Source organism: Streptomyces sp. NBC_01390 (genome assembly GCF_045040105.1).
Taxonomy (GTDB): Bacteria; Actinomycetota; Actinomycetes; order Streptomycetales; family Streptomycetaceae; genus Streptomyces.
Genome location: NZ_CP109551.1, coordinates 10,893,783 through 10,919,388, shown reverse-complemented (window position 1 = coordinate 10,919,388; position 25,606 = coordinate 10,893,783). Strand labels below are relative to the sequence as shown.

Below are 25,606 nucleotides of genomic sequence, written 5' to 3'. Positions count from 1 at the left end.
ATGACCACCTCGCATCTGCGCGAGTCCGCCACCTTCGACCGCGCCACCATCGCCGCGATCCAGCACGCCGCCGAGACCGGCGTGTACGACATTCGCGGCTGGGGCGCCAAGCGACCGCTGCCCCACTTCGACGACCTGCTCTTCCTCGGCGCGTCCATGTCCCGCTATCCGCTGGAGGGTTACCGGGAGCGCTGCGACACCGACGTCGTGCTCGGCGACCGCAACGCCGCCTTCCCGCTCCACCTCGACATCCCCGTCACCATCGCCGGGATGAGCTTCGGGGCGCTGTCCGCACAGGCCAAGGAGGCGCTGGGACGCGGCGCCAGTGAGGCCGGGACGTCCACCACGACGGGCGACGGCGGAATGACGCCGGAGGAACGCGGCCAGTCGAAGCACCTGGTCTATCAGTACCTGCCGTCGCGCTACGGCATGAACCTGGAGGACCTCCTCAAGGCCGACGCCATCGAGATCGTGCTCGGCCAGGGCGCCAAGCCGGGCGGAGGCGGCATGCTGCTCGGCCAGAAGATCAGCGACCGGGTCGCCGAGATGCGCACGCTCCCGCCCGGGATCGACCAGCGCAGCGCCTGCCGTCACCCCGACTGGACGGGCCCCGACGACCTGGCCATCAAGATCCTCGAACTGCGGGAGATCACCGACTGGGAGAAGCCGGTCTATGTCAAGGTGGGTGCCACCAGGACGTATTACGACGTGAAGCTCGCGGTCGCGGCCGGTGCGGACGTGGTCGTCGTGGACGGTATGCAGGGCGGCACCGCCGCCACCCAGGAGGTGTTCATCGAGCATGTCGGCATCCCGACCCTCGCCGCGATTCCCCAGGCCGTACAGGCACTTCAGGAACTGGGCCTGCACCGCAAGGTCCAGCTGATCGTCTCCGGCGGTATCCGCACCGGCGCCGATGTGGCCAAGGCGATGGCACTGGGTGCGGACGCCGTCGCGATCGGCACGGCCGCGCTGATCGCGCTGGGTGACAACCATCCACAGCATGCGGCGGAATACGAGCGGCTCGGTTCCGCGGCAGGCTTCTACGACGACTTCCAGGACGGCCGGGACCCCGCTGGCATCACCACCCAGGACCCCGGTCTCGCCGCTCGTCTGGACCCGGTGGAGGGCGGCCGCCGGATCGCCAACTATCTGCGGGTCCTGACCATGGAGGCGCAGACCCTGGCCCGCGCGTGCGGCAAGGCGCACCTGCGTCACCTGGAGCCCGAGGATCTGGTGGCTCTGACCATCGAGGCGGCGGCGATGGCCCGGGTACCGCTGGCCGGGACGACGTGGATCCCCGGGAGTGGACTGTGAGCACCGGTACGGCCGACGTGGTCATCGTCGGGGGCGGAGTCGAGGGAACAGCCACGGCCTGGGCGCTGGCCCGGCGCGGCATCACCGATGTCGTCGTCTGTGAGCGCGACACCATCGGCTCCGGCGGCACGGGCAAGTCCAGCGGCGTCGTCCGCTGCCACTACGGCGTGGGTTCCCTCGCCGCCATGGCCTGGAAAAGCCTGCATCTCTTCGAGAACGCGGCCGGCATCCTCGGCCGGGACATCGGCTTCCACCAGACCGGTTACGTCGTCGGCGTCGGAGAACGGAACGCCGACGCCCTTCGCGCCAACCTGGATGCCCAGCGTGCCCTCGGCATCGAGACAGGCACGATCTCCCACGAGGAGGTGGCCGCTCTGTGGCCGACAGCGAAGCTGGACGACTTCGCGGCGTTCGGCTGGGAGCCGCGCGGCGGCTACGGCGACGGGTATCTCACGGCACAGGCGTTCGCCGCGGTCGCCCGCCGCGCCGGCGTACGCGTCCGGCAGGGCACGGCGGTCACCGGACTCCTCACCGACCGGAAGGGGGTGTCCGGGGTCCGGCTCTCCTCCGGGGAGGAGATCGCCACCCGTTCGGTCGTCGTCGCGGCGGGCCCCTGGTCGGTCGGTCTCCTCGCACCTCTCGGCATCGATCTGCCGGTCACTGTGCACCGCGAACAGATCGTGCTGGTCTCGCCGGGCCCGGGTGTCGACGTCTCCAAGGTGCCGGTCCTCTCCGACCTCGTGTCGCTGCAGTACATCCGGGCGGAGACCTCCGGGGACCTGCTCTTCGGCAACAGCGACCTGAGCCGCCCGGAACCCGCCGACCCCGACCGCTACACCGACCGGGCCGACCCCGCCTTCGTGGAGTCGGCGGTGGAGAAACTGGCCCACCGGCTCCCCGGTCTGACGGACGCGTCCGTGGCGAGTACCTACGCGGGCTGCTACGACGTGACACCCGACTTCAACCCGGTCATCGGCCCCGCCGGTGCGGAGGGGCTGATCGTCGCGGCTGGATTCAGCGGCCATGGCTTCAAGATCTCCCCCGCGGTCGGTGAACTCGTCGCAGACCTCGTCCACGACGCGGACTCCCGTGACCCGGGGGTGCCCGCCGCGGATTTCCGGCTCGACCGGTTCGCCGAGGGCAGACCGCTCACCAGCCCGAGGCCGTACATCGGCGCGGGAGAAATGCGCTGACGTGGCGTCGCCGGTCGCGTGCGGTCATGGCGATCATGGTCTTCGGCATGAACTGACGCCGCCAACAAGCCTGAACGGTCACATCTCGCCACCCGTCACCCAGCCTCGTCACCTCCAAATGATAGGAACGTGCATTCGAATACGGGGGTACGCTGATGTCATGACCGCGCATCTTCAGGGTTCACTCTTCGACCAGACGGACGAGCTTCGGCTCGACACCCTGGCCGGAATGCGCCGTACGCCGCTGGGCCAGGGCGCCTGGATCGACGAACTGCCCGGCTGGCTGCACGGAGCGGACGCCCTGTTCGAACAGCTGGCGGCCGAGGTCCCCTGGCGGGCCGAGCGCCGGAAGATGTACGACCACGTCGTGGACGTACCGAGGCTGCTGGCGTTCTACAGCGAGGCGGACGCCCTGCCGCACCCGGTGCTGTCCCGCGCGCGGGACGAGCTCGCCGCGCACTACGCCGCCGAGCTCGGGGAGCCGTTCACCACGGCCGGGCTGTGCTACTACCGGGACGGGCGGGACAGCGTCGCCTGGCACGGGGACCGGACCGGGCGGGGTGCCCGCGAGAACACAATGGTCGCGATTCTGTCCGTGGGCACGCCGCGCGATCTGCTGCTGCGGCCGGTGGGCGGCGGGGAGGCGGTGCGGCGCGCGCTGGGGCACGGGGACCTGATCGTGATGGGCGGCTCCTGTCAGCGGACCTGGGAGCACGCCGTTCCCAAGAGCACACGGGTCACGGGTCCGCGCATCAGCGTGCAGTTCCGGCCGCGCGGGGTGCTGTGAGACACGGAGGGATGTGCCCCGTCGTGCTCCGCTCCGGCGCCGTCTGCTTTGCTGTGCGTCATCCGGCAGCGAACTGCAGAACGGGAAGATCATGCGGGCAGACGTCCAGCAAGTCGCCGATGGCATTTACCTCGTACACGGGAGCAACACCAACTGGGTGATCCTCACCGAGGGGGACGCCGCCACCCTGATCGACACCGGATACCCCGGCGACCGGCAGCTGGTCCTCGACTCGCTGGCGCAGGTGGGCAGTTCACCGGAGGCGGTCGCGGCGGTACTCGTCACCCACGCCCACAACGACCACATCGGCTCGGCCGAGTACCTGCGCTCCACGTACGGCACGCCGGTGCTGACGCACGAGGCCGAAGTACCGCACGCGCGCCGGGACTTCCTGCACCAGGTGACCGTCGGGGAGGTGCTGAGGAACGGCTGGCGGCCGGGTGTGCTCCCCTGGGCCGTGCACGCGATCCGCTCCGGCGGCACCGCGCAGGTCCCGGTCGCCGAGCCGCAGCCGTTCCCGGAGGCGCTCGACCTGCCGGGCGGGCCCATCCCCGTACACACCCCCGGGCACACCGACGGGCACTGCGCCTTCCACCTCCCGGACGCCGGGGTCGTGGTCTCCGGTGACGCCCTGGTCAGCGGGCATCCGACCTCTCGGCTCAAGGGCCCGCAACTGCTGCCGGACATGTTCCACCGAGAGCGCGCGCGTGCGCTGGCCTCGCTGGACCTGCTGGCGAAGCTCCCGGGCGACGTCGTACTGCCCGGGCACGGGCCCGTGCACCACGGCAGCGTGCTGGAGGCGGCCGGGCAGGCGCGGGAGCGGGCCCTGTGAGACGGCGCTCTACAGTGATGTGACGATCACCGGCAAAACGAGAACGGTCGAGCCATGGCATTGCAGATCAGCGCCACCAACCCCGAGCACCCCGCACTCCTGCTCGAACTGCCGTGGGACCTCCCCCTGGAGGAGTGGCCCGACCGCTACCTCGTTCCGCTGCCGCGCGGTATCTCCCGGCACGTCGTGCGCTACGCACGCGCCGGCGACGAGGTGATCGCCGTCAAGGAGCTGGCGGAACGTCCCGCCCTGCGTGAGTACGAACTGCTGCGCGACCTGGACCGGCTCGGCATCCCGGCCGTCGACCCCCTCGCCGTCGTCACCGGGCGGGCCACCGACGAGGGCGGCGCCCTGGAGCCGGTGCTGATCACCCGGCACCTCGGCGGTTCCATGCCGTACCGCTCGATGTTCGAGACGACGATGCGCCCGGCCACCATGCACCGTCTGATGGACGCGCTGGCGGTCCTGCTGGTCCGGCTCCACCTCGCCGGGTTCGCCTGGGGCGACTGCTCCCTGTCCAACACCCTGTTCCGGCGTGACGCGGGCGCCTACGCCGCCTACCTGGTCGACGCCGAGACGGGCGATCTGCACCCGCAGCTCAGCGACGGACAGCGCGAGTACGACCTCGACCTCGCCCGGGTGAACATCAGCGGTGAGCTGCTGGACCTGGAGGCGTCCGGGGCGCTGCACCCCTCCGTGGACCCGATCGAGTTCGGCATGGAGATCTGCGCCCGCTACCAGCGGCTGTGGCAGGAGCTGACCCGGACCTCCGTCTACCCGGCGGGCAAGTACCACTACATCGAGCGCCGGATCCGGCGCCTCAACGAACTCGGTTTCGACGTGGCCGAGATGCAGATCGAGCACTCCTCGAACGGCGACACCGTGACCTTCGTACCGAAGGTCGTCGACGCCGGCCACCACCAGCGCCAGCTGCTGCGGCTGACCGGGCTCGACACCGAGGAGAACCAGGCGCGGCGGCTCCTGAGCGACCTGGAGAGCTGGATGGCCACCCAGGACGACTACGAGCCTGGCGATCCCCTGGGTGCCAGCCCGGAGGTGCTCGCGCACCGGTGGGTGCGCGAGGTGTTCCGGCCGACCGTGCGCGAGGTGCCGCGCGAACTGCGGGGGAACGTGGACCCCGCCGAGATCTACCACCAGCTGCTGGAGCACCGCTGGTACCTCTCCGAGCGGGCACAGCACGACATAGGTCTGGACGAGGCGGTCAAGGACTACATCGTCAACATCCTGCCCAAGGCCCGCCAGGCGCTGCCCCTGCCGACGGACGAGACGGACGAGACGGCACCGCCCGTCTGAGTCACTCGTGCGGGACCACGGCCACCGGGCAGTGCGCGTGGTGCAGTACGCCGTGGGCGACCGAGCCGATCCGCGCGCCCACGGCGGAGCGGTGCGCGCGCCGCCCGACGACCAGGAGCTGCGCGTGCGGGGCCACCGAGAGCAGTACCTCCCCCGCGCTGCCCATCTCCACCTGCTGGGTGACCGGCACCTCGGGGAACCGATCGCGCCACGGCTCCAGCGCGGCGGCGAGCGCGTTCCTCTCGTACGGTTCCAGCCCCCCGGCCTCGTCGAGGAGCTTCATCGAGCCGGGACTGTACGCGAACACCGGCGGCAGACTCCACGCGCGGACGGCACGGACGGCCGCGCCACGGGCCGCCGCCGCCTCGAACGCGAACCGCAGGGCCGGCGCGCTCTCCTCCGGGTCGCCGTGCTGCCCGACGACGACCTCACGCCCGGCGGCCTCGTCGGAGGCGCGGTCCTCGGCGCGGACGAGGACGACGGGCCGCGTGGACTCGGCGATCACGTGCTGCCCGACCGAGCCGAGCAGGAACCCGACGACACCGCCGTGCCCACGGGAGCCGAGCACCAGCATCTCGGCCTGCGCGGCGGCCTCGGCGAGCGAGTGCGCCGCGCCGCCCTCGACCACGTCGACGGTCATGTCCAGCCCCGGATGGCGTTCGGTGACGCTCCGCGCGGCCTCGTCCACCCCCTCCCGCACCCACTGGTCGTGGGTCTCCCGGGTCCCGGCCCCGAACGCCTGGTCCGGCACCAGCTGCCAGACGTGCACGACCCGCAGGGCGAGGTCCCGGCGGACGGCCTCCCGGGCTGCCCAGGCCAGCGCGGCGTGACTTTCGGCAGTTCCGTCCACCCCTGCCGTGATCGGACGCGTCATACGGTTCCCTCCGGGTCGTGATCATGCTTACCGGGCCCAGTGTTCACCACCCTGTGCCCATGCCCTCGCAGTGGGAACAAGTGATCGTGGACGCGGCGACCCCGGAGGGCGACGAACTCCCCGTGCTCGGCGAGCGGATGAGCCGACCGGAGCGGAGCGCGGCTCGCCATCCAGCGGGGCGTCCGGGACGACAAGCACGGCTGGATGCCCCGACTGGGCTGAGCCCCGCATGCCACTCGGCCCGCAGCCCTTCCAGGGCCCGTCCGGACGAGTTCCAGGCGGGCTCGCTCTGCGTATTCCCTCCCGTTCCCTCCCGTCCATGCAGCCGCCCGAACCGGCCAGGCTGCCGTACGGATCCTCCTCGACCGGGAACTGGACGACTCCGCGTTCGACGCCCTGCACGACCTGGGTCTGACCGGATTCGGCAGCGTAACCCTGCACTACGACACCACCGAGGCCTGCTGGGTCCCGGTCCCCGCCGACGACAGCCCGGAAGCCGACTGGCCGAGCCGGTCCGGCGGCTCGACGAGATGCCCGCGTACCCCGGGTGGGACGGGTTGCGGACGATTCTCGGCCACGTGCGGGCGTTCCTGGACGAGCCTCTCCTCGCGGACGCGTGACCTTCCGTCCGGGTTGTACGCAACAAGGCCGATTGACCCTGTGGTAGTTGATGCGTTTGCCTCGAAGGGAGCCCTCGGCGCGGGGCCGGGGGTCATGCGTCAACGGGGAACACAAGGGGGAACATGTCCAAGGCTTCAGCCATGTCCGGCAGAGCTGAGACCGTGTCCGGCATTTCCTTGTCGACGGCGCTGCTGCTCGCGTTCACCGGAACGACCGCCGGTGCCGCGCAGCACGCGCCCCGGACGGAGCGGGTCAGCACCGCCGCCGACGGCACCCAGGGCGACGGCGCCTCCAGCGCGGCCGTCACCACGCCGAACGGCCGCTACATCGCGTTCCGTTCGTCGGCCACCAACCTCGTGCCCGAGGGGGTCACCCGCCCGGGCGCCTACTCCTACATCCGTGACCTGACAACCGGCGAGGTCACCAAGATCGAGCAGGCGCTGAGCACGCCCCGGCCCAGCGCCGACGGCCGCTGGGCCACGTACACCGACTGGGGCAGCCGCAACATCAACGTCTTTCTGTCCGACCTGAGCACGGGCACCAGAATCCGGGTCGGGGCCCCCGCCGGCCGGGACACCGCGTCCTCGCCGACCATCAGCGAGGACGGTCGCTACATCGCCTACCGGTGGCTCGGGCACCCTGAGTTCCCGAATCGCATCGACCTCTACGACCGTCTGACCGGCACCCGTGAGACCGTCAGCGCGGGCCCGCAGGACTCCAACCGGGACATGGACAGACCGTCGATCAGCGGCGACGGCCGCCGGGCCGCCTACCAGGACAACGGCACCGGTGACGTGTGGGTCGCCGACCGCGTCACCGGCGCGCAGACCGAGGCCGACGACGGCACGCCCTCGACCGTGGTCCAGCTGAGCGCCAACGGCCGTGTCCTGGCAATGGATTCGGCCGACGGCTCCTATGTACGGGACCTGCGCACGGGCTGCGTCCGGCACTTCCCCGGCGTCCGGGTCCTGGCCGTCAGGCCGGACGGGCAGCGGCTGTTGACGCGGGACACGGACGCGAACCCGACCCTGCGCGGCGGACGCGAGATCCCCGTCGGACACGGCAGCGCCACCGCGGGCTCGGTCTCCGCCCACGGCCGCTCCGTCGTCTACTCAACGGAGGACCCGGACGTCGTCCCCGATGACACCAACGGTCTGTACGACGTCTTCCAGTGGAGGTCACGCTGATGTTCCGCGCCTCAAGAGCCGTGCTCGGCGCGGCAGTCGCGATCGCGCTCGCCTGGACGCCGGCGGCCGCCGCACAGGACCGGGGTCACCAGAGGCCCGACGAGCCCCGTACCGAGCGGGTGAGCACGGCCGCCGACGGCGGTCAGGCCGACGGACCGTCGAGCGGGGCCTCGATCAGCGCCGACGGCCACCAGGTCGCGTTCACGTCCACCGCGCCGAGCCTCGGCTGCGAGCGCCTCTCCCCGTGCCTGTTCCTGAAGGACCTGACCGACGGCGGCCTGACCAGGATCGACCTCGGCAGCGGCCACACCTACGACGCGCCGCTGTCCAGCGCCGACGGGAGCCGTGTCGCCTTCTCCGCCGGCACCCGCTTCCAGGCTCCTTACCTGTACGACAGCGCCACCGGCCGTTCGGAGCGGCTGTGGCCCGAAGACCCGCCCGGCTCCGCCGAGTTGGGCCGCGCCCAGTCGATCAGCCCCGACGGCACGCACGTCGCGTACACCGTCGGCGGCCGCAACGGAGGGCAAACCGCGCGGCTGCTGTACATCCGGGACACGGAGACCGGCACCGAGGAGCTGATCTCGACCGCCGAGGAGGGCGACAAGAGCAAGGCCTCGGTGAGCGGTGACGGCAATCGGGTCGCCTACTCGGTCCAGGGGGACATCGAGGGCGACGACCCGAACGACGTCTTCGTCAAGGACCGGGCGACGGGCCAGCGCATCCACGTCGACGCGGACCTCGGTGTCGCCCATCTGATCCGGATCACGGCGGACGGCCGCCGGGTCCTCCTCAACGCCAACACCGGGGTGTACGTCCACGACTTGAGCACGGGCACATCGCGACGGGTGGCCGAAGGAACCGCCTCCTCGGCCACGGCGGACGGCCGGTACGTCGTCGTCACGGGCACGGACGGCGTGCGGGTGCGTGACCTGCGCACGGGGCTGCGAGGGGCCACCCTCTCGTGGACCGCCACGGTGATGGGCGACTCTCTGTCCGCCAAGGGACGTGTGGTGGCGTTCAGTTCGACGGAATCCCACCTGGTGCCGGGCGACACCAACCGGCAGTCGGACGTGTTCGCCTTCTCGGGCGACCTCGGGAAGAACCCGGCCCCGATGCCGTCCGTCACCGAACGGCTCGGCGGACCGGCCGGGGCGTCCCACGCCCCGGAGATGGATGAGCGCAAGCTCGTCACCTTCACCTCGGAGGAAGACGTCTTCATCAACGCGCCCCTCCGCGTCGTCCAGGTCAACTCCGACACGGAGAAGCCGTCGTCGGAGAGCACTCTCTGCTCCAACGGACGCATCGTGGGCTACCTGGTCCCGTCCGCCGCCGACGGCGCCCCGGAGGTCCACGTCCGCTACCGCTCAGTCGGCCAGGTCACCACCCTGGACTCCTACCAGGGCGTCCGCTTCACCTGGATGGGGCGGCCCCGGATCAGCCCCACCTGCCAGTGGATCACCTACGCGGCGACCCTGCCCGCCACCGACGCCGACCCGGACCCGCAACCCCGCGTCTACCGCTTCAAGTTGGACAGCGGCACCACGGACGTGGTCAGCGCGCCCTCGGGCGGTCCGGCGGGCAACCCGTCCATCGACTACGACGGCCGGTACATCGCCTTCGAGCAGGGAGGCGACGTCTACGTCCATGACCTGGACACCGGCGACCTGTCGAAGGTCGCGCACGGCGCCTCGGCCCCCTCCCTCAGCGGCCGGACGATCGCCTTCCAGCAGGGCCGGTACGTCTGTGTCCGGAACCTCGACACCGGCACCACCACGGCCCGGGTCAGGGGCGCCCAGCCCTCGCTCTCCAGGCACGGCACAGAGTTCGCGTACACCTCGGGCCGTTCCGTGTACCTGCTCGAAATCGCCACGGGGAAGAACCAGTTGGTCAGCGTCGATCGCTGGGGCGGCCGCAACGACCTCCCGGCCGGGCACCCCTCGGTCAACGCCGACGGCACGGTCGTCGCGTTCGAGTCGGCCTCACCCGATCTGGTGGAAGGGGACACGAACGGGGTGACGGACATCTTCCTGCGGACAGTGCGGTAGCAGGCGACAACCACCACGAACAACAGGCAACACCACAACGGGGGACCATCATGCACACAACACCGAGCGAGTCTTCGCGCTCGCGCGCACGCCAGTGGTGTTCCTCGGCGAAAGCCCTGCGCCTGCCGAAAAACTCATCCGTCCTGGTGGGGGCTGGTGTACGGGTGGTGTCGAGCGCGGGCGCTCGGGCGGGTGCTCCGGGCACCTGGTGAGTGCACCGGCAGGATGATCTGTCGTGCTGCTGCGACTGGCCTGTCTGGGTGTGGCGAACGTGTTCGCCCTGCTGCGGCTGCTGCCGGTGAGCAACGAGGACACGGCTGCGGAGATCCTCGCGCTGCGTCATCGGATCACGGTGCTGGAACGCCAACTCGACGGGGATCGGGTGTTGTTCGCCCCGAGTGACCGGGTGTTCCTGGCCGCGCTGCGGCGGGTGCTCGCGGACGTGCCGGTGGACGGACAGTGGATCGTCGTCTCGGTTCGCGTCCGCCGCCTGGCGTGCCCGGTTCTCGACTGCCCGCGGCAGACGTTCCGTGAGCAGGTTCCCGGCGTCGTGGAGCGCAGCCAGCGCGGCACCGACCGTCTGACCGACCAACTGAACTCCGTGGTCTAGGAGTTACTGACCTTTTCGGGTTGCCTTCGGGTGGTGACGTTGGGTGATCCCTGCGGTATGCCGGTGTTGTGCGGTACGCGGATGGTGAGGGCCTGACTGCTGAGCGGCGGGCCGTGCGTGAAGGGATCCGGCTGGAGGCCGGGCAGAGGTTCGCACGAGGTGACAGGACTGCGGACATCGCCAAGGACGCGCGGGTGAGCGAGCGTTCGGTGGGGCAGTGGCGCCGGGCCTGGCGTGAAAGCGGCATGGAAGGTCTGACCGGGCGCGGGGCGGAAGCCCTTGCGGGAGGCCGATCCGGGGCAGGTGCCCGCGTTGCCGGCGCTGGTCGAGCCGGACCAGCGCGGCGACCCGAAATCTCCTCTGCTGTGGACGGTGAGGTCCACCCGGAATCTGGCGGCCGAGCTGACGCGCCAGAGGCACCGGGTCGTATCGGACACAGTGGTCACGCCGTTGAAGGCGGAGGGGCTTCTCCCTGCAGGGCACCTCCAGGACCACCGAAGGGGCCCGGCATCCGGATCGGGACGCCCAGAGCTTTCCGACACCGTTCACCGACTGGCATGCGCTGTCGCCCTGCGTACGTTTCCAAGTACGCAGCCCAGCCCTGCAGGACCGGGTTGAGATCGGCGACCACAGCGGATACCGGCCGCTCAGTCTTCGAACGAGCGGTCGCCGCACGGACTTTGCCCCGCAGTACCCGCATCGCCCTCGCCGAGGGAGCCTCCCATTTCCCGGTTCTGCCAGTTACAGGAAGGCCACGCTTCCCGGGCCGCAACTCCGCTCCAGGTCCGAGATCGTCTTCCGTGGCCTTCGCCAAACTCAACTGGCTTCTGACGGAAAATATTCATGGCAGGGACATGACGAACAATGGCCACAGGGCATACCCTCGCAACGCCCCGGAGGGGCGGTCGACGGAGCGTCCGGCCCCCACCGGACAACCCGTACCGCTCATTCGCGGACCCGGCCCCGCCGGGGCCGGATTCCCCCCACGGATGAAGGATCAGCAATGTCCCTCGGCACTTGGCTCAAGGCAGGCACTTCCGCCACAGCGCTCGTCCTCGCCATGGCGGGCGCCGCGACCGCCGCCCCCGCTCCCCCGGATGAATCGTCCACTGCGCAGGCGGCAACGGTGACGCTTCGCTACGACGACAGTCGCGCCCCAGGCTGGGAGGCCGCGATCGCGGCAGGAGTCGCCTCGTGGAACGCGAACGTGAGCAACGTCCATCTGGTAGAGGCGGCGCCCGGCACCGTGGCCGAGATCGTGATCGTCGCCACCACGGGCTGGCCGCAGGCCACGCTCGGCCCCGTTCGTCCGGGCCGTCAGGTCCGCGTCGAACTCGGCAGCCAGGCCGTGGACCAGGGCTACAACAAGACCCGGATCGCCGCTCACGAGCTGGGACACAGCCTGGGCCTGCCGGACACCAAGCCCGGCCCATGCTCACAGCTGATGTCGGGGTCGAGCCCCGGCACAGCCTGCACGAACGCCACACCGAACGCCACCGAGCGCTCCCGCGTACAGTCCGCCTACGCAAGCGGAATCGCCGCGTTCGCACCCACCGACGGCCGGATCCTCATCGACGCACCCTGACCACACAGCCATCAAGCGGACGTGCGTCCCGGGGATGTCGGAGATCCCCGGGACGTGGCGACCATCGCGGCGTCCAAAGCGTCTTCTGTCGCTCCGCGAGGATGAGCATCCGCACTTGCCCGCAGCTCACGGGCGCGACGCCGTCCGCAGTCCCCATCTCCCCGTCAGGCCGTGGCAGGCTTGATCTTCATGTCGACGCCGTTCACCCGCACGGCGACCCGCCTCCGGTCTCGTGCACGGTCGGCCACGATCTTGTAGGAGGTGACTCTCCCGCCCCGCCACGCACAGCTGACGTCGTAGCCGCCCCGGGCGCGGAGCCCCTTGAAGGAACCCTTGGCCTTCCAGCTGTCCGGCAGGGCAGGCAGCAGATGGATCACGCCGTCGTGGCTCTGCAGGAGCATCTCCGCCACGGCTCCCGAGGTGCCGAAGTTGCCGTCCATCTGGAAGGGCGGATGGTTGCAGAACAGGTTCGGCAGCGTGCTGTACGTCAGGAGGCCGCGCAGCATGATCTGGGCGCGGTGGCCGTCACCGAGGCGGGCGAAGAGCGCGGCCCGCCAGGGCCAGGTCCACGAGCGGCGGCTGTCACCCGACACCGTCGCGGCGGTGAAGGGAACCCCTTCCTTCTCGCCACACCGTGCCTTGAGCGAGACGAGCGCGGCGGCCGCGAAGCCGGCTGTCCTCGGGGTGATCTGACGACCGGGATAGACCGCGAAGAGATGCGAAGTATGGCGGTGGATGTCCGTGGGGCTGTCGATGTCCTCCTGCCATTCCTGCAACTGCCCCCACTTTCCTACCTTGTTCGGTGCGAGACGCGCCTGCATGTCGGCGACCTTCGCCCGGTAGGCGGGGTCGGCCTGGAGGACCGCCTCGCAGTCGAGGTAGTTCTGGAAGAGGTCCCAGATGATCTGCTGGTCGTACATCACGCCGTCCTCGCGCGGCCCGTGCTCCGGCGACCAGCCGTTCGGCGAGACGAGGAGCCCGTCTTCGCGCTCCTTGAGGTGGTCCTCCCAGAACTCGCAGATCTCCTTGATCATCGGGTGCGCGACGGTGCGGAGATAGTCCAGATCCTGGGTGAACGCCCAGTGCTCGTAAAGGTGTTGGGCGTACCAGGCACTCGCGACGGTGTTCCACTCCCACGCGTTGCCGCCGAAGACACTCTGGCTGGTGCGGGCAGTCCAACCGCGCGTGTCCTTGCCGAAGGCGTTGCGGGTGGCCACGCGGCTGGGCACCGCGACCTGCCTGATGAACTCGACGAGCGCCTTGTGGCTCTCCGGCAGGTTCGTGGTCTCGGCTCCCCAGTAGTTCATCTGGATGTTGATGTTGGTGTGGTAGTCCGAGGCCCAGGCGGGCGCGTTGCTGTCGTTCCACAGGCCCTGGAGGTTGGCGGGCAGGCCGCCCGGTCGGGAGGAACTGATCAGCAGGTAGCGGCCGTAGTCGAACATCGTCTGCTCGAGGGTCGGGTCGTCGCCGCCGGCCGCGTAGCGCGCCAGCCGCGCTTGGGTGGGCAGGGCGACGACGGCGTCCTCGGAGGTGCCCCAGTCGACGGAGACCCGGTTCATGAGGGTACGTACCTGGGCGGTGTGCTCGTCGCGCAGTGCGCTGTAGGACCGTCTCGCGGCCGTGTTGAGCGCCTTGTCGATGGCGGGCTGCGGGTCGGCTCCGCGCCACCCGGCGGCGGCGTCGAGCTTGTAGTCGGTGCGGGCGTCGAGCAGCAGGGTCAGCGTCGTGCAGCCGGTGAACCTGAGTGCCGAGCCGTCGGCACTCACGGTTCCGTCGGTATGCAGGACCCGGACGGCGCACGCGTGCTTGAGGCCGTTGCCCATGACTCCGTGGAAAGCGAGCCGTCGGGCGTCGGCCGTCGTCGGGGCTCCGTCCTGCGCGGACGTCAGGGAGACTGTTCCGGACAGTTCCCGTGCACTCGCCGACGTGTACCTGAAGACCATCACATCCGCGGAGCGGCTCGCGAAGGCCTCCCGTTGAAAACGCCGTCCCGGTGCGCCGAAGCGGGTGGTGTGCACCCCTTGGGTGAAGTCCAGGGCGCGTTGGTAGTCGACGAACGTGCGCTGTGTGCGGGTGTCGAACTCCGCGCCCGCCAGGGCGACTTCCGCGACCTGGAAGCCGGTGGACGATTCGCCGGGCGAGAACGTGATCCGGTACGTCTGGTACTCGGTGGTGTTGGCGATCCGGTAGGTCCGCGTCTCGCCGCGCCCGGCGAAAGGCGCCGCGAAGCTCTGCGTGTCGAGCGTCACCCACGCCTGCCCGTCCTGGGAGCCCTGGAGCGTCCACCGCCGGGGGTCGTCCCGCGGCCGGTCCGGGGCCGCCGTCAGGGAGTACGAGGTGACGGCGGCCGCACCGGCCAGATCGGCCTGCCATACGACCGTCCGCGCGGCACCGCCAACCCGCCAAACCGTACCGGGATCACCGTCCACCGAACGGGAGATGTCCGTTTCCCGCGAACCGGTCCCAAACCCCCCTGAGTGTCCGCTCGGCGAGGACAGGTACACCGGACCGACGCCGGAGCCGAGGTCGACACCCGACAGCCCGATCTCGCTCACCTGGAAATGGCTGACCCCCGCCTTGGGGACGAAGTCGAACCGGTAGAAGCGGTACGACCCACTGGCGGCACAGGTGAAGTCCTTTGTCTGTAACCGGCTTTCGAAAGGAGTCGACAGGGAGCGGTCGTCCAGCGTGGTCCAACTTGCACCGTCGGCGGAACCGGAGAGCGTCCAGTGTTGCGGGTCCCGCTCCGGTACGTCGTTGGCACTGGTCAGCCGGTAGGACGTGACCGCGACGGGGTCGGGCAGCTCGACCTGCCACTGCACCTTCGAACCGGGCCCGTCGATACACCACTTGGTGCTCGATGTCCCGTCGTACGACTTGTCGACCCCTTCCGCCGAGGAGGAGTTGTACGGCCCTCCCGGGGCCGTGACCTTCGGCCGGGCCCCGTGGGACCCGAACGCCACGACGACGTCTCCGAAGTTCCGGTACGAACCGAAGCCCGTCATGCCGGTGTCGAACGCACTGTCCGGCTGACCCGCTAGGGCGTTGTCGTAGTCGTTGACCCCACCCCACAGACTCTGCTCGTTGAACTGGATACGGTCCACGGAGGGATCGCCGAAGAGCATGGCGCCCAGCCTGCCGTTCCCGATCGGCAGTGCCTGCGACTCCCAATCCGCAGCGGGGACCGAATACGTCAGCGCCTCGCGCGACAGGTCGGGCCACTGGACGGCTGATCGCCTTGCGCTGTCGGCGACGGCCGGTCCCCCGAAGAGCCCGTCGGCCAGCGGTGCGAGGGCGAAGGCGCCGCCGAACTTGAGGACGCTCCTTCGCTGCGGTTGGGGCACTCGGGTCACAGCAGGTCTCCCAGGCAGTGGTCAGTTCCGGACATCAGGGAATCGCGGCCTCATCGCCCCACGCTACGTTGACATCAGCCCCATCATCGTCAGCTGATAGATAGGACGTCTAGAGGTGTGAGCGCCATGAATTACGACTTGCCCTCGCAGAATCAGTCCAGTGAATCACGATACATGGGACGTATTGGTCAGATCGGCCACGCTTGAGATCACACCACCTCAAACGCACGGAAGCGTTGTCCCGAAGGCAGGACTGAGACCTCCCGGGGATCTTGCTGGTCGAGCGCAGCCAGCACGCGAGTCGGATCGTCGATCAGATCGAACAGGCCGCTGGCCCGTCGCGCCCACTTCTCTGGATCCTCTCCCTCCGCGAACGCCGCGGCCGACGCGAACTGGTCCTGGAGGTTGGCCGGCAGTCTGCCGGCCAGGGACGCACCGAGCTCTCGGCCCAGGACGGCTCGCGACGATGGCGGCCACATGGAGCGGGCCGGCTTGCCGGTCGCCAGGACGGCGGTGCCGCTCACGCCCTCGAGAGCCGCGACGGCATCGCGCACCCAGCCACCGTCCCAGGTGTCGGGGAGCGGAACAGTGATCCACTGAACGCTGGCGATCACGTCCCTCCCCAGCGCGAGCGAGAGCCCTCCCGGATCCTCGTGGTAGTTCAGGTAGCGGGCGACGTCGACGCCTGACGGGCAGACCTCGTCGAGCCCGACGTCGCCGACGAAGTTGCTGGGATCGACGAGCCATCCCTCCCGCACCACGACGGACGGATTCAGATGGACTCGGTACAGGCAGAATTGGTTGCCCCGGTCGGCCTGGTCGCGGATCCGCCTGAGCATGTTGTGGACAGGGACCTCGTACGTGCCGACGTGGAGGGCCTTCGCCCGCTGGCGTGCGGCCCAGGCGGAAACCCGCTGCTCTCCGCCCATCCTGCTGCGGGTCTCGGGAGTCAAGACGGCTGCCGGGTCGAAGTGCCGCGTCGGCCAGTCCGGCTGCGTGCTCGTGTGGATGGTGTGGCTTCAACTGCCGCAGCGGCGGGCTACGAGCACAGCACCCCGTGGCGGCCGCGGCTGCCGAACTCGCCGGAGGGCGACAGAAGCCTGGGCCCTGCAGATCGCGCACGCCTGCCTGACGATCCTGGCGAGCAGTGAGCGGTTCAGCATCCCCGGGGCCGTGGAGCGGGCGGTCGGTCATGTGTGCGGTCCACCGCTTGCGGACTGGGCGTACGTCTGTGTCAGCGTCACCTCTAGGGCGCTCCATCCGTCGACATCGGTGGGTGGCAGCTCGCTGCGTTCGACTACGCCGGCGATCCGCTGCTGCCGCCGAACCCGGCAGTTCCGGTGTACTGGCGCTGGACCCCGACCGTGTGGGTGCCCTTCTTTCACGTCGTCGGTCTCGTCGACCACCAGGACCGCGGCATCGTCAGAGAGGTGCTCGACGACATTTTCGCGCACGTCATCACGGAGGCCGTCGGCATCCCAGACGGCTCGGCACAGCAGATGCTGCATGCCGTGCGGGCTGGCCTCCCCGGCCCACTCCGCGATCGTCCAGCAGTTCTTCCTCGGCAGGTCCAACAGCAGACCCAGCACCAACCGCCCGGTCGCTGTGCGTCTTCAGGATTTCCATTACATGGGCTTTCTCTGCATTTCTTGAAGCAAGACGTCCAGATTCTGCAAACCGCTCAACACGGCTTCCGCCGGAAGGCCGAAGTCGATGAGGCAGGCGATTTCATCGACGCCTATCCGGCTGAAGTCCTCGGCGACAGAAAGGGCATGGTCAACCGTGCCGATGAGACTGCAATCGTGCATGTACTTCTCATACGCCGGCTGAACCGCGAGGCGAGCGAGCCTAAGTTGGCTCCGGGCATCAACGCGGGAGCCATCCGCGGGCCGCATCAGGTTCATCGCGCTCATGAGGTACTCCTCCAGCGGGCCCCGAATCTCCTGCTCAACCTCGGATTTTCGCTGACCCACGTAGGTGTGGAGCATGAGCGTGACATGTCCCAAGCCCGGGCTTCCGCTGTCCCGAAAGGCTCTGCGGTACTCCTGGATCCGTTGAGCCAACACCGCGGGGGACTGGGAGGCCAGATGGGTCAGTACGCCGACGCCGAGACTGCCGGCTGCAGCAAAGGTCTCAGGGCTGCCTCCGGAAGAAAGCCAGAGCGGAATTTCCGGGTCGCCGTCCTGTCGCATTTTCCGAAGAGCATGCACGGCCTCCGTTGTCGACCGAACGCGGTCTTCAAATCCGGTCGGGTTCAGGACAAAATCACCACGATTCCATCCTGAAGCGAGCGACACACCGGCCCGCCCGTTCGAGGAGGCGTTGATCAGCCACCAGTCCCTGGCGATCTGCTCGGGGTTGTGAAGCGGCGCGACAACGCTTCCAGCACGTACCGCAACCCTTTCCGTGACAGCCGCAACGGCTGCCCCGGTGACAGCGGGATTCGGATAGTTTCCGCCGAAGCGATGAAAGTGACGCTCGGGCGTCCACACAGCGGTGAAGCCATGCGTGTCGGCGAACCGTGCACCTTGCAGCAACAGATCGTAACGCTGTGCGGCTTGACGGTTCGAATCATCCGCGAAGTAGAATACGCTAAAATCCACGATTAGGCTTCCTCTCTCCGGCCTGGTCGATTGTCGAGGATGCTTTGAGAAGAATTATCGGCCGAAGTACTCGGTACCGTGATCGGGACCATGCGCCAGGAATCCCGCCACCGCGTGACCGTGATCTGCGGTCCTCGAGACGCTGTGCGCCACTGTCGGCAGGACGGCGTCAGCCGCCACCACGCCGCCACTGAGGTACTCCCTGATGACCTGCTTCGTCGCCGCGTGTGCCTGAGTAGGACCGGTGGCAAGATCCAACGAGAATGCGTGCGCTTCATCCGCGAACTTCGCGGGCTCGAACAGGGCGTTGACGACCCCCCAGTCCGCAAGCGTCGACGCTCGGTACAGCCTGCCCGTCATCACGAGCTCCCGGGCTCTTGAGACCCCTGCCCGTTCGGCGAGGCGTTGCGTCCCGCCCATCGCAGGCGTGAACGCCACTCTTCGCTCGACCAATCCGAACCGCGCACCACTCACGGCAACGATGAAGTCGCAGGCCAGCGCGATTTCGAAGGCGGCGGTGAGAGTGAGTGAATGGGCTGCGAACACCGTAGGGCACGGCAGCCGCTCCAAGGTTTGGACGATACTCAGATTGCGGCGCCAGCACTCCTCAACCTTGTCAGCAGGGGTGTCGCGGAAGATTCGGACATCGACACCCGCGCTGACGACACGACCCTCTGCCCTGATCAACAAGGCCCGCGGCACGTTGTGTTCCAGCCAGTCGGCGGCTGCGAACCACGCCTGCCACATTCCATCGTCGAAGAGGTTGTGCGGCGGATTGTCCATCGTGATCACCGCGAGGGGGCCGTCGAACGACAGACGCAACGGAGCGTTGGGATCGCCCAGGGCACCAGGCACCGCAGTACCGCCCGAATCAGAGTTGGGCACCGGGTCGTTCACGACATCCGCCGAAAGATGCTGATCGCATTGTTTCCGCCGAATCCGAATGCGTTGTTCTGAACGTAACGGACATTCGGAACCGGGCGGGCGGCCCCGGTGACGAGATTCAGGTCGAGTTCGATCTCGCTCGAATCGACCACGGTGGGCGGCACCAGGCGATGCCTCAGCGTCAAGCAGGCTGCCACGGCGCCGGCTGCGCCGGCAGCGCCCATCATGTGCCCGATTGTTCCCTTCACGGCCGTCACCGCGGCGTGGGGAAAGTCGTCGACGAAGATACGTCCCTCAATCTCGTCGTTGATGCGGCTGCCGGTGCCGTGGGCATAGATGACATCGATGTGGGACGCTTCGAGGCCCGCCTCTTCAAGGGCACGGCGATGGCATCTCCTGACGCCTGCAGGATCAGGCGTTGTCGGGTGGCTGGCGTCGTTGCTGATCGATGCCGCAACCAGTTCCGCGTAGGGATGCTGGTCCTGCCGCAAGGAGCGCTCTGTCTGAAGGACCAGTGCTCCTGCACCCTCGGCGGGGGTGACGAAGCGTCGGTCCCTTGAGAAGGGCCGGCATCCCTTCGGACCGATGGCCTGCAGGCTGCTGAAACCGATGATGTTCTTCTGCGAATAGGCATCGCAGCCCACCACCACCGCCGTCTCGGCCATGCCCGAGACAAGCACATCCCGCGCGCATGAGAGGGCGGCGTTCGTCGATGCGCAGGTCGCCTGTACCGCGAATGCAGGCCCGGCACTTCCGACGACCTGGGCAACGGAGGACGGGATGCCGGCACTCGAGAAACGTGAGGACCCGTCACCATCGCCCGCGTAGATCGCCTCAAGGGCGTCGGCCTGGCCGTCACTGGTACCGACGCACACCACAGATCGGGACAGTGAGGGGTCTCCGGCGAGGAAACCGGCGTCCTCGATGGCTTCCGTCGCGGCGTACGCGGCGTAGACCTCCGCCATCCGAAGCTTCACACCCGCGTCGCTCTTGATCACAGCGATGGCAGCCTCGCGGGCCGACTCCGGTACACATGCTCCCAGCGCTCCGGGCTTCATTCCCGCGTAGAGGGGCGGCAGCTCATCGAAGTGGGGCGCTGCTGAGGAGAGGCCGTCCCAGTAGGCCTGCCTGCCTGCTCCTGCGGGTGAGATGATTCCGACACCCGTCACAAACACCCTCGACACGGTGGCTGTCATCGGCCACTCCGTCCCATATTCGCACCTTGCTCTGACAGACGGGTGATCGTCACTTTCCCGCGAGGCCCTCTGAAGCTGAGGCACTCCATGCTGACGCTCTCCCCGATTTCCATGCGGCGGGAGGCCCGGAGAAGATCCGCCAGGGCGAAGGCACTGTTGCGGCCGTAGCGAGCGCAGGTAGCCCCAATCGGCCCGCGCAGGTATATCCGGGAAATCGGCGGCTCGCCGATCTCGTCTGCTTCGTCCGGCGCATTGAACTCAAAGCCTGCTTCGAATTCGGAGCCCGCCGTGAGACATGTGTGCACGAGCCCGGGCTCACACGCGAGATCCGGTGTTTCTTTCCCTGCGTCCGCACGGGATTCCGGGCAATAGATGTCACCCACAAGCAGCCTGCTCCCGGAGCTCTCCGGGTATCCCAGACCACACAGCGCCTGCCAAAATGCCATGATCGGGGTGAGGAGACCGGCGTTGATCGTATAGTTTCCGCCAGTGGCTCCGATGCGCATGCTCAGGAATGCCGCAGCGGAACTCGAGGTTGCGCTCGGGAAGTACTGCGAGGACATTCGCCGCCCTTGGGACTCTGCCGCACGCTGAAGTCCTAGGAGAGCAGGGGTATTTCCGTACTCGGTGCCGACGACAATAACCTGGTTGGCGGCATCTTGGGCCGCGTCGAAGGACCTCCCCACCGCATAGAGGCACATGCGAGTGAACCAGTCGCGATAGCGGTCGCCACCGGTTTCTATGACGTCGTATAGATCTTCGGGCGGAGAAGAAGGCTCAGAGGAGTCACCTGGCACATCAAGGGAAACCAGGTCGACCTCGCCGAAATTGAACTTGAACAAGATTTCACCTCCAGCCATTAAATGCAGCGCTCATAACTCATCCGGGCTACAAGTTTTACGGGTACACCTGCTGCACCATGTTGTATCAAGGGCTCTTCGAAGTGGTCGCTTCGGATCCGCCACAGAACATTGCGCGGAGACCTCGTGGTTGGCCAGTCCTCCGGGTTGACAACGCCCCAGCGTGCGAGAGTCTGAAGAAAGAACGGGTCCGCAGCGATCCACTGCCCGTTCACGTCGACGTCGAGCCATATGTGCGGTACGAGAAAAGGGGTACCCACGAAGTATCCCGACGCCTGACGCACCACCAGTCCGGCTTCGGCGGCCACACCGGCGAGATGGATGCTTGCTGACCTGCAGTCGGCGATACGGTGCTCACAGAGAAAATCCATATCTTGCGCGAGTTCGCGACTCAGCCTATGGAAGTGGAGCTTTTCGGCCTCTTCGACAAGAGCGGCGAACCCATCCTGGAATATATGGTCGTCATTCAACAGCTGTATGTTCAGGTCTGCGTTCCAGCCGGAGCTGTCATATACTGCCAGACCTGCTGACTGACTTTCGATTCGAGGGCTCATGGTGAATTCGCAGCCACAATCTCCTGCATGCTCCGGTACCGGACAGGACCATGAAATCTGTACGGTACAGCGGGCTGTGGCCAAGCGAGCCGGGTTCCTGAATGTCCTCGCCCAGAGCGACATGGCGGTACGACTCGCCGACGTCAGCTCCAGATCCAACCCCAGATTTTCAAGGTCCAGTGGATCGAATGTGACCCGCTCACCCCGGCCCTTATAGGGAAAACCCACACCGATCAGCGCATCGACAAGCTTACTGTTGACGCCGTACAGCGCACGTGCCTCAGCCGGCGATACACTGTACGACCTACACCACTCAGGTTTCACCAGTGCACGATCTACGGCTTGCTTGAGTCTTTGCGAGCCTACGTCGTCGTATCCCATATCCCCTCACCCTTGAAGTAAAATAAAGATGAGATCACTCTCGCCGCGCGCTCTCACTCATCGCCATCAAATCGTTGGCGTGCGCGAGTTCTGTAATGGCTTCGGTGAGACTGCCGCTGGCCGCTTCGATGTCGAGCTCGTGTACGACTTCCTCGACGCCGAGAGCATGGATTCCCTGGATCTCTTCCGGACTCAGTGCCGTGCCGGCCGCGACGGCCACTCGCCCAGGCCTTCCGTTCACTGCCCAGAACTGTTCTTCCGACAGCGCGACCCGCTCCGCGATCTCATCGAAGGCAAGCGCATCGATGATGTAGACGCCGGTGTTCAACTCCGCGGAAAGCCTGAGTCCAAGCCCATCGCCGCAGTCAGCAAGCCAGAACGCCGGATCGGCATGCTGCGGAGCAGGGTATGTGTGAACGCTGTACTCCTCCTCCTCGGGTCCAGCTCGTAGCACGTGCTTTCCGCTCCAGAGGTGACGGGTGGAAAGGATCTGCGCACGGGCATGGTCGACACCATCGGAAGGACCGCCTGGGAGTGACTCTCCCTCCTTTCGGCGCCCGACCCTCGAGAGCAGCTCTACGCGCGCGTTCGAGAGGTTGTCCACGACTGACCAGTCCTCCGCTATTCGCAGAGGGTCATGTCCCGGTTGCTCCGCCTTTTCGACACGCACCCGGATGTGCTGGGTGCTGACCGATACGGCTGCGGCTACGAGCACGGGATTCGGCTGGGCCGCGTCGACGCCACAGTCACCATGGGTTAGCCAAATAGAGTGGAAGCCACAGAGCTCCGCGATACGTGCGGCTTCCACCACCGCCCGCCAGCCCTCTTTCTCCCAACGGTCGCCGACGCCGAGTGATACTGAAAGCCCGCAGAGCCGTTTATCGTCGCCGCGCTGCGCCTCACGCGAAGTCGTCATTTCCTATTCCCCAACCCCGTAGCCAGAGCTTCCCATAGGTGGGCGGTGGCCGTACCCAAACGTTCGAAACGCTCGTCCATCCGAGCCGCGATCGAGGTCGATGGCATGGATTCGAACTTGAGCGACTGCAGTCCGAGTACACGCCAGTCGTTCATGAGTATCCGGCACAGATCGGAGACATACTCCGGTGCTTCGGCCCGGCGTAATGAATGTTCAAGCAGTTTCAAACTCGGGAGAACGTAGAGAACGTTCACATGGTCGAAGAGACGCCGTGCCGCATTCTTGGAGACATCCTCTGCGCTCGCCATCACCTCTCGGCACAGAAGCCTGTATTCGTGGATGGCGTTGAAATAACAGGAATTCGTGCGGAATGCCTCCGCTTGCCTCAGAAGGCCCGTCGTCGCGACATCCCTGCTGTCGGCCCCATGTTCACGCACCGCGACCAGTGTGTGGAATCTTCCCATGTGATCGAGGGACTTGGAGCGTATGCGGTCAAGCATTGCACCTTCGAACGCGGTGTCCGTCATCCAAGCAACACAGGAATAACGGCTGCGCTCATCGACGAGCGAGTCGAAGACCTTGATTCGCCTCAGATCTCCCGACTGCTCCAAGACCAAGACGGCGTGCATGAAGCCTGGATGGGATGAGTAGACATCGGCATAGTCCAGATGCGCGGAGTTGACCCAGACGGTGACACCGGCGTGCTCGGCCAACAGGTCCTGCAGTTGCTCCCGCCACTCGTCTGGCTTGATCGCGACGGCTTGAGTCTCGTACCCGAGCGAGCTCAGGCCAGAGAGGATGACGGACTCCACTCCGAACACCAGTTCCGGGCGTGACCGTTCATCCAGGCCGGCCTGGAGGAGGTAGCCACCCCCAGCCTCCATGATGGCAGCCTCCTCGACCTGCCGATCAAGGAGTAGCGCCATCCGCTGGAGGCTCCCCGAGAAGCAGTTGCGGGCCGCTACGGGGAATTGCTCGACTTTACCCGCCTTCACGTTTTCGATTTCAGATCCCATGAGCAGACCTTCAGATCTCGTCGAGCGCAGCGATGAGACGCTGAGGGTCGTGGTTCTCCGTGTGGGCCAGCAGGCCCAGCAGCATGCGCTCGATACCAAAGGCGATGCACATGGAATGCATCGCAGGGCCTTCCGTCGCGGTACCTATGTGAAAGGACGTAGTGAACAGATCTTGATGCAGGTTGCGAGAGCCGATGGCGACCTCGCTCCCGTCGCCCCAGGGAACAGATATTTCCCGCTTGACCCCCCGCGCGAGCTGCACCCTGCGCGTCACCTCTGCGCGGTCGCCGTAAAAGACGTCGTTCGCCTTGCTGACGGACACCTGACTGTGCAGCTTGCCGACCAGATCGACGGCTTCGTTGAACGCCGACTCGCCGTGGCTCACCACCAGGTCTTCATCGCCGATGAGGACAAACTCACGCATCGTGAAGCTTGCCAGTCGGAAGGCCTCGAGCGAGGGTTCGAACCGATGGCAGGTCCCACGTGCCGTGTAGCAACGCAGGTCCCAGCGCTGGTCGATGCCCGAGAGGTGGGCGAACGTGTGGTAGCAGGTGGACGGGCTGAGCACCCACTCGTCCTGCTTCGAAATCTCAACCGAAGCGACCTCATGGGGCACCGCACTCATGGGAATGCAGGGGAGCTTGTCGAAGAAATCTATCGCCTCGAGCACATCCCGCTGAACCAAAGTGGTACAGGAATGCGGAAAAAGCGGGAAGCGCTTCTCGAAGAAGAGAACCAGCGCGCGGTCCAGCGCCTCGAACGCTTCGAAGAGCGGACCGTAAAAACGGTAGCCGATGAGCCCGGTCTCATTCACTACCGATGAAATCAAATGCTGGGCACGCAACTCGTCGAGCATGGTGTCGCCGCACATCTTGGAGACCTCCTGCGTTCCTTGCATTCAGTCCGCCTCCTGGCTGATCTCAAGCCAGAGTTCTTCGACGGTTCTCACATCTGCCGAAACGTCATCGCTCAACTCGATACTGTACTCGCCCTCCAGGTTCACGATGAGATCCATGAGCTTCAGCGAATCGACGCCCAGCTCACTCCGCAGGTTCTGCTCGCCGGTGATCACGAGATCCTCCGGAAGTTCTGCGACGGACCGCAATATGGCTTCGAATCGGGTATCGAACATTGCCGCTCCACCTTCTTTCGTTCATACGGCGCGCCGGTCGGTAATCGGCACAGGCTGCACGGTTTGAGGGACACGTCGGCCTACGTGGGACTACGCAAGATACTTCAGTACCGTGAGCCGTAGGCTACGGATACTCTTGAAGGTCTCAAAAGAAAGATCCTCATCGGAGAGGGCGACATTGAAGGCTTGCTCCACTGCCACGAGGATTCCGATCGTGCCCACCGAGTTCAAGCCGAAGTCCTTCAGGTTGTCATCCGGGTGGATAGAAATATGGGGTTCGAGATCGGGGCAATACTCCCTGATAATGCTTTCCAACTGCGCATCAATCGTTTCTGTGCTCATGCGAGA

At 67.0% G+C, this 25,606-nt stretch carries 22 protein-coding genes and 5 pseudogenes; 11 read left to right on the top strand and 16 right to left on the bottom strand.

Annotation, left to right across the window (positions count from 1 at the left end; translation table 11 throughout):
• The 5 genes from OG241_RS48670 (at position 1) to OG241_RS48650 (ending at position 5,440) form a co-directional block, all read left to right on the top strand.
• The gene (locus OG241_RS48670; RefSeq protein ID WP_405825443.1) at positions 1 to 1,314 is read left to right on the top strand and encodes an FMN-binding glutamate synthase family protein; all 1,314 of its coding nucleotides are present in this window, start codon (positions 1 to 3) and stop codon (positions 1,312 to 1,314) included.
• Entirely contained in the window at positions 1,311 to 2,507 is a 1,197-nt protein-coding gene (locus tag OG241_RS48665; RefSeq protein ID WP_405825441.1) for an NAD(P)/FAD-dependent oxidoreductase, read from the top strand. The genes OG241_RS48670 and OG241_RS48665 overlap by 4 nt, the downstream gene beginning before the upstream one ends.
• Before the next feature lie 160 nt (positions 2,508 to 2,667).
• Positions 2,668 to 3,294: an alpha-ketoglutarate-dependent dioxygenase AlkB gene (locus tag OG241_RS48660; RefSeq protein WP_405825440.1), complete on the top strand. Its 627-nt coding sequence runs from the start codon at positions 2,668 to 2,670 to the stop codon at positions 3,292 to 3,294.
• A gap of 91 nt (positions 3,295 to 3,385) precedes the next feature.
• Positions 3,386 to 4,126: an MBL fold metallo-hydrolase gene (locus tag OG241_RS48655; RefSeq protein ID WP_405825438.1), complete on the top strand. Its 741-nt coding sequence runs from the start codon at positions 3,386 to 3,388 to the stop codon at positions 4,124 to 4,126.
• A 54-nt stretch (positions 4,127 to 4,180) separates the two neighbouring features.
• Complete coding sequence (locus tag OG241_RS48650; protein WP_405825436.1) at positions 4,181 to 5,440, top strand: DUF4032 domain-containing protein; 1,260 nt, start codon at positions 4,181 to 4,183, stop codon at positions 5,438 to 5,440.
• A gap of 1 nt (position 5,441) precedes the next feature.
• Here the strand turns inward: OG241_RS48650 and OG241_RS48645 are convergent, their stop codons facing one another.
• Together OG241_RS48645 and OG241_RS48640 are read right to left on the bottom strand one after the other, a co-directional pair.
• Positions 5,442 to 6,314 (bottom strand): universal stress protein, encoded by an 873-nt coding sequence (locus OG241_RS48645; protein ID WP_405825434.1) that lies wholly within the window; start codon positions 6,312 to 6,314, stop codon positions 5,442 to 5,444.
• A gap of 440 nt (positions 6,315 to 6,754) precedes the next feature.
• Positions 6,755 to 6,892 (bottom strand): hypothetical protein, encoded by a 138-nt coding sequence (locus tag OG241_RS48640; RefSeq protein WP_266834533.1) that lies wholly within the window; start codon positions 6,890 to 6,892, stop codon positions 6,755 to 6,757.
• Positions 6,893 to 7,075: 183 nt separating this feature from the next.
• Between OG241_RS48640 and OG241_RS48635 the strand changes: the two genes are divergently transcribed.
• The 5 genes and pseudogenes from OG241_RS48635 to OG241_RS48615 all read left to right on the top strand — a co-directional run.
• On the top strand, positions 7,076 to 8,122 hold the full coding sequence (locus OG241_RS48635) for a protein TolB (protein ID WP_405825432.1): 1,047 nt from the start codon (positions 7,076 to 7,078) through the stop codon (positions 8,120 to 8,122).
• Positions 8,122 to 10,167, top strand: a complete 2,046-nt coding sequence (locus OG241_RS48630) for a hypothetical protein (protein WP_405825430.1) — start codon at positions 8,122 to 8,124, stop codon at positions 10,165 to 10,167. Before OG241_RS48635 ends, OG241_RS48630 begins: the two co-directional genes overlap by 1 nt.
• A 235-nt stretch (positions 10,168 to 10,402) precedes the next feature.
• A pseudogene (locus OG241_RS48625) lies at positions 10,403 to 10,774 on the top strand (hypothetical protein); the annotation flags it as partial.
• A gap of 71 nt (positions 10,775 to 10,845) precedes the next feature.
• Positions 10,846 to 11,022, top strand: a pseudogene (locus tag OG241_RS48620) (helix-turn-helix domain-containing protein); the annotation flags it as partial.
• 13 nt (positions 11,023 to 11,035) lie between these two features.
• Positions 11,036 to 11,306, top strand: a pseudogene (locus OG241_RS48615) (ISAzo13-like element transposase-related protein); the annotation flags it as partial.
• Between the two features lie 69 nt (positions 11,307 to 11,375).
• Here OG241_RS48615 and OG241_RS48610 read toward each other — a convergent pair.
• Positions 11,376 to 11,477 (bottom strand): annotated as a pseudogene (locus OG241_RS48610) (hypothetical protein); the annotation flags it as partial.
• Between the two features lie 303 nt (positions 11,478 to 11,780).
• Here OG241_RS48610 and OG241_RS48605 point away from each other — a divergent pair.
• Positions 11,781 to 12,362: a snapalysin family zinc-dependent metalloprotease gene (locus OG241_RS48605; RefSeq protein ID WP_405825428.1), complete on the top strand. Its 582-nt coding sequence runs from the start codon at positions 11,781 to 11,783 to the stop codon at positions 12,360 to 12,362.
• A 164-nt stretch (positions 12,363 to 12,526) separates the two neighbouring features.
• Here OG241_RS48605 and OG241_RS48600 read toward each other — a convergent pair whose 3' ends face one another.
• The 13 genes and pseudogenes from OG241_RS48600 to OG241_RS48540 form a co-directional block, all read right to left on the bottom strand.
• Positions 12,527 to 15,715 carry a glycosyl hydrolase family 95 catalytic domain-containing protein gene (locus OG241_RS48600; RefSeq protein WP_405825427.1) on the bottom strand — a complete coding sequence of 1,063 codons (3,189 nt, stop codon included), beginning with the start codon at positions 15,713 to 15,715 and terminating at the stop codon, positions 12,527 to 12,529.
• A gap of 209 nt (positions 15,716 to 15,924) precedes the next feature.
• Positions 15,925 to 16,554: a hypothetical protein gene (locus OG241_RS48595; protein ID WP_405825425.1), complete on the bottom strand. Its 630-nt coding sequence runs from the start codon at positions 16,552 to 16,554 to the stop codon at positions 15,925 to 15,927.
• Between the two features lie 488 nt (positions 16,555 to 17,042).
• A pseudogene (locus tag OG241_RS48590) lies at positions 17,043 to 17,307 on the bottom strand (transposase); the annotation flags it as partial.
• 33 nt (positions 17,308 to 17,340) lie between these two features.
• Positions 17,341 to 18,318 (bottom strand): LLM class flavin-dependent oxidoreductase, encoded by a 978-nt coding sequence (locus OG241_RS48585; RefSeq protein WP_405825423.1) that lies wholly within the window; start codon positions 18,316 to 18,318, stop codon positions 17,341 to 17,343.
• 54 nt (positions 18,319 to 18,372) lie between these two features.
• Complete coding sequence (locus OG241_RS48580; protein WP_405825421.1) at positions 18,373 to 19,215, bottom strand: enoyl-CoA hydratase/isomerase family protein; 843 nt, start codon at positions 19,213 to 19,215, stop codon at positions 18,373 to 18,375.
• Complete coding sequence (locus OG241_RS48575) at positions 19,212 to 20,399, bottom strand: beta-ketoacyl synthase N-terminal-like domain-containing protein (RefSeq protein ID WP_405825419.1); 1,188 nt, start codon at positions 20,397 to 20,399, stop codon at positions 19,212 to 19,214. Before OG241_RS48575 ends, OG241_RS48580 begins: the two co-directional genes overlap by 4 nt.
• Positions 20,396 to 21,241: a hypothetical protein gene (locus OG241_RS48570; RefSeq protein WP_405825417.1), complete on the bottom strand. Its 846-nt coding sequence runs from the start codon at positions 21,239 to 21,241 to the stop codon at positions 20,396 to 20,398. Before OG241_RS48570 ends, OG241_RS48575 begins: the two co-directional genes overlap by 4 nt.
• A 17-nt stretch (positions 21,242 to 21,258) precedes the next feature.
• A complete protein-coding gene (locus OG241_RS48565) occupies positions 21,259 to 22,194 on the bottom strand; it encodes a hypothetical protein (protein WP_405825415.1) in 936 nt (311 codons plus the stop codon).
• Between the two features lie 34 nt (positions 22,195 to 22,228).
• Positions 22,229 to 23,110 carry an LLM class flavin-dependent oxidoreductase gene (locus OG241_RS48560; protein WP_405825413.1) on the bottom strand — a complete coding sequence of 294 codons (882 nt, stop codon included), beginning with the start codon at positions 23,108 to 23,110 and terminating at the stop codon, positions 22,229 to 22,231.
• The gene (locus tag OG241_RS48555) at positions 23,107 to 24,126 is read right to left on the bottom strand and encodes a hypothetical protein (protein ID WP_405825412.1); all 1,020 of its coding nucleotides are present in this window, start codon (positions 24,124 to 24,126) and stop codon (positions 23,107 to 23,109) included. The genes OG241_RS48560 and OG241_RS48555 overlap by 4 nt, the downstream gene beginning before the upstream one ends.
• A gap of 10 nt (positions 24,127 to 24,136) precedes the next feature.
• Positions 24,137 to 25,024 carry a hypothetical protein gene (locus OG241_RS48550; protein ID WP_405825410.1) on the bottom strand — a complete coding sequence of 296 codons (888 nt, stop codon included), beginning with the start codon at positions 25,022 to 25,024 and terminating at the stop codon, positions 24,137 to 24,139.
• On the bottom strand, positions 25,025 to 25,258 hold the full coding sequence (locus tag OG241_RS48545) for an acyl carrier protein (RefSeq protein WP_405825408.1): 234 nt from the start codon (positions 25,256 to 25,258) through the stop codon (positions 25,025 to 25,027).
• Between the two features lie 90 nt (positions 25,259 to 25,348).
• Positions 25,349 to 25,600: a phosphopantetheine-binding protein gene (locus tag OG241_RS48540; RefSeq protein WP_405825406.1), complete on the bottom strand. Its 252-nt coding sequence runs from the start codon at positions 25,598 to 25,600 to the stop codon at positions 25,349 to 25,351.
• Positions 25,601 to 25,606 lie beyond the last annotated feature (6 nt).

Excerpts from the sequence above, each read along its gene's own strand:
- OG241_RS48670 (WP_405825443.1), top strand. The coding sequence starts at position 1 with ATGACCACCTCGCATCTGCGCGAGTCCGCCACCTTCGACCGCGCCACC.
- OG241_RS48660 (WP_405825440.1), top strand. The coding sequence starts at position 2,668 with ATGACCGCGCATCTTCAGGGTTCACTCTTCGACCAGACGGACGAGCTT.
- OG241_RS48655 (WP_405825438.1), top strand. The coding sequence starts at position 3,386 with ATGCGGGCAGACGTCCAGCAAGTCGCCGATGGCATTTACCTCGTACAC.
- OG241_RS48650 (WP_405825436.1), top strand. The coding sequence starts at position 4,181 with ATGGCATTGCAGATCAGCGCCACCAACCCCGAGCACCCCGCACTCCTG.
- OG241_RS48645 (WP_405825434.1), bottom strand. The coding sequence starts at position 6,314 with ATGACGCGTCCGATCACGGCAGGGGTGGACGGAACTGCCGAAAGTCAC.
- OG241_RS48635 (WP_405825432.1), top strand. The coding sequence starts at position 7,076 with ATGTCCGGCAGAGCTGAGACCGTGTCCGGCATTTCCTTGTCGACGGCG.
- OG241_RS48630 (WP_405825430.1), top strand. The coding sequence starts at position 8,122 with ATGTTCCGCGCCTCAAGAGCCGTGCTCGGCGCGGCAGTCGCGATCGCG.
- OG241_RS48605 (WP_405825428.1), top strand. The coding sequence starts at position 11,781 with ATGTCCCTCGGCACTTGGCTCAAGGCAGGCACTTCCGCCACAGCGCTC.
- OG241_RS48595 (WP_405825425.1), bottom strand. The coding sequence starts at position 16,554 with ATGCTCAGGCGGATCCGCGACCAGGCCGACCGGGGCAACCAATTCTGC.
- OG241_RS48575 (WP_405825419.1), bottom strand. The coding sequence starts at position 20,399 with ATGACAGCCACCGTGTCGAGGGTGTTTGTGACGGGTGTCGGAATCATC.
- OG241_RS48565 (WP_405825415.1), bottom strand. The coding sequence starts at position 22,194 with ATGGGATACGACGACGTAGGCTCGCAAAGACTCAAGCAAGCCGTAGAT.
- OG241_RS48560 (WP_405825413.1), bottom strand. The coding sequence starts at position 23,110 with ATGACGACTTCGCGTGAGGCGCAGCGCGGCGACGATAAACGGCTCTGC.
- OG241_RS48555 (WP_405825412.1), bottom strand. The coding sequence starts at position 24,126 with ATGGGATCTGAAATCGAAAACGTGAAGGCGGGTAAAGTCGAGCAATTC.
- OG241_RS48550 (WP_405825410.1), bottom strand. The coding sequence starts at position 25,024 with ATGCAAGGAACGCAGGAGGTCTCCAAGATGTGCGGCGACACCATGCTC.
- OG241_RS48545 (WP_405825408.1), bottom strand. The coding sequence starts at position 25,258 with ATGTTCGATACCCGATTCGAAGCCATATTGCGGTCCGTCGCAGAACTT.
- OG241_RS48540 (WP_405825406.1), bottom strand. The coding sequence starts at position 25,600 with ATGAGCACAGAAACGATTGATGCGCAGTTGGAAAGCATTATCAGGGAG.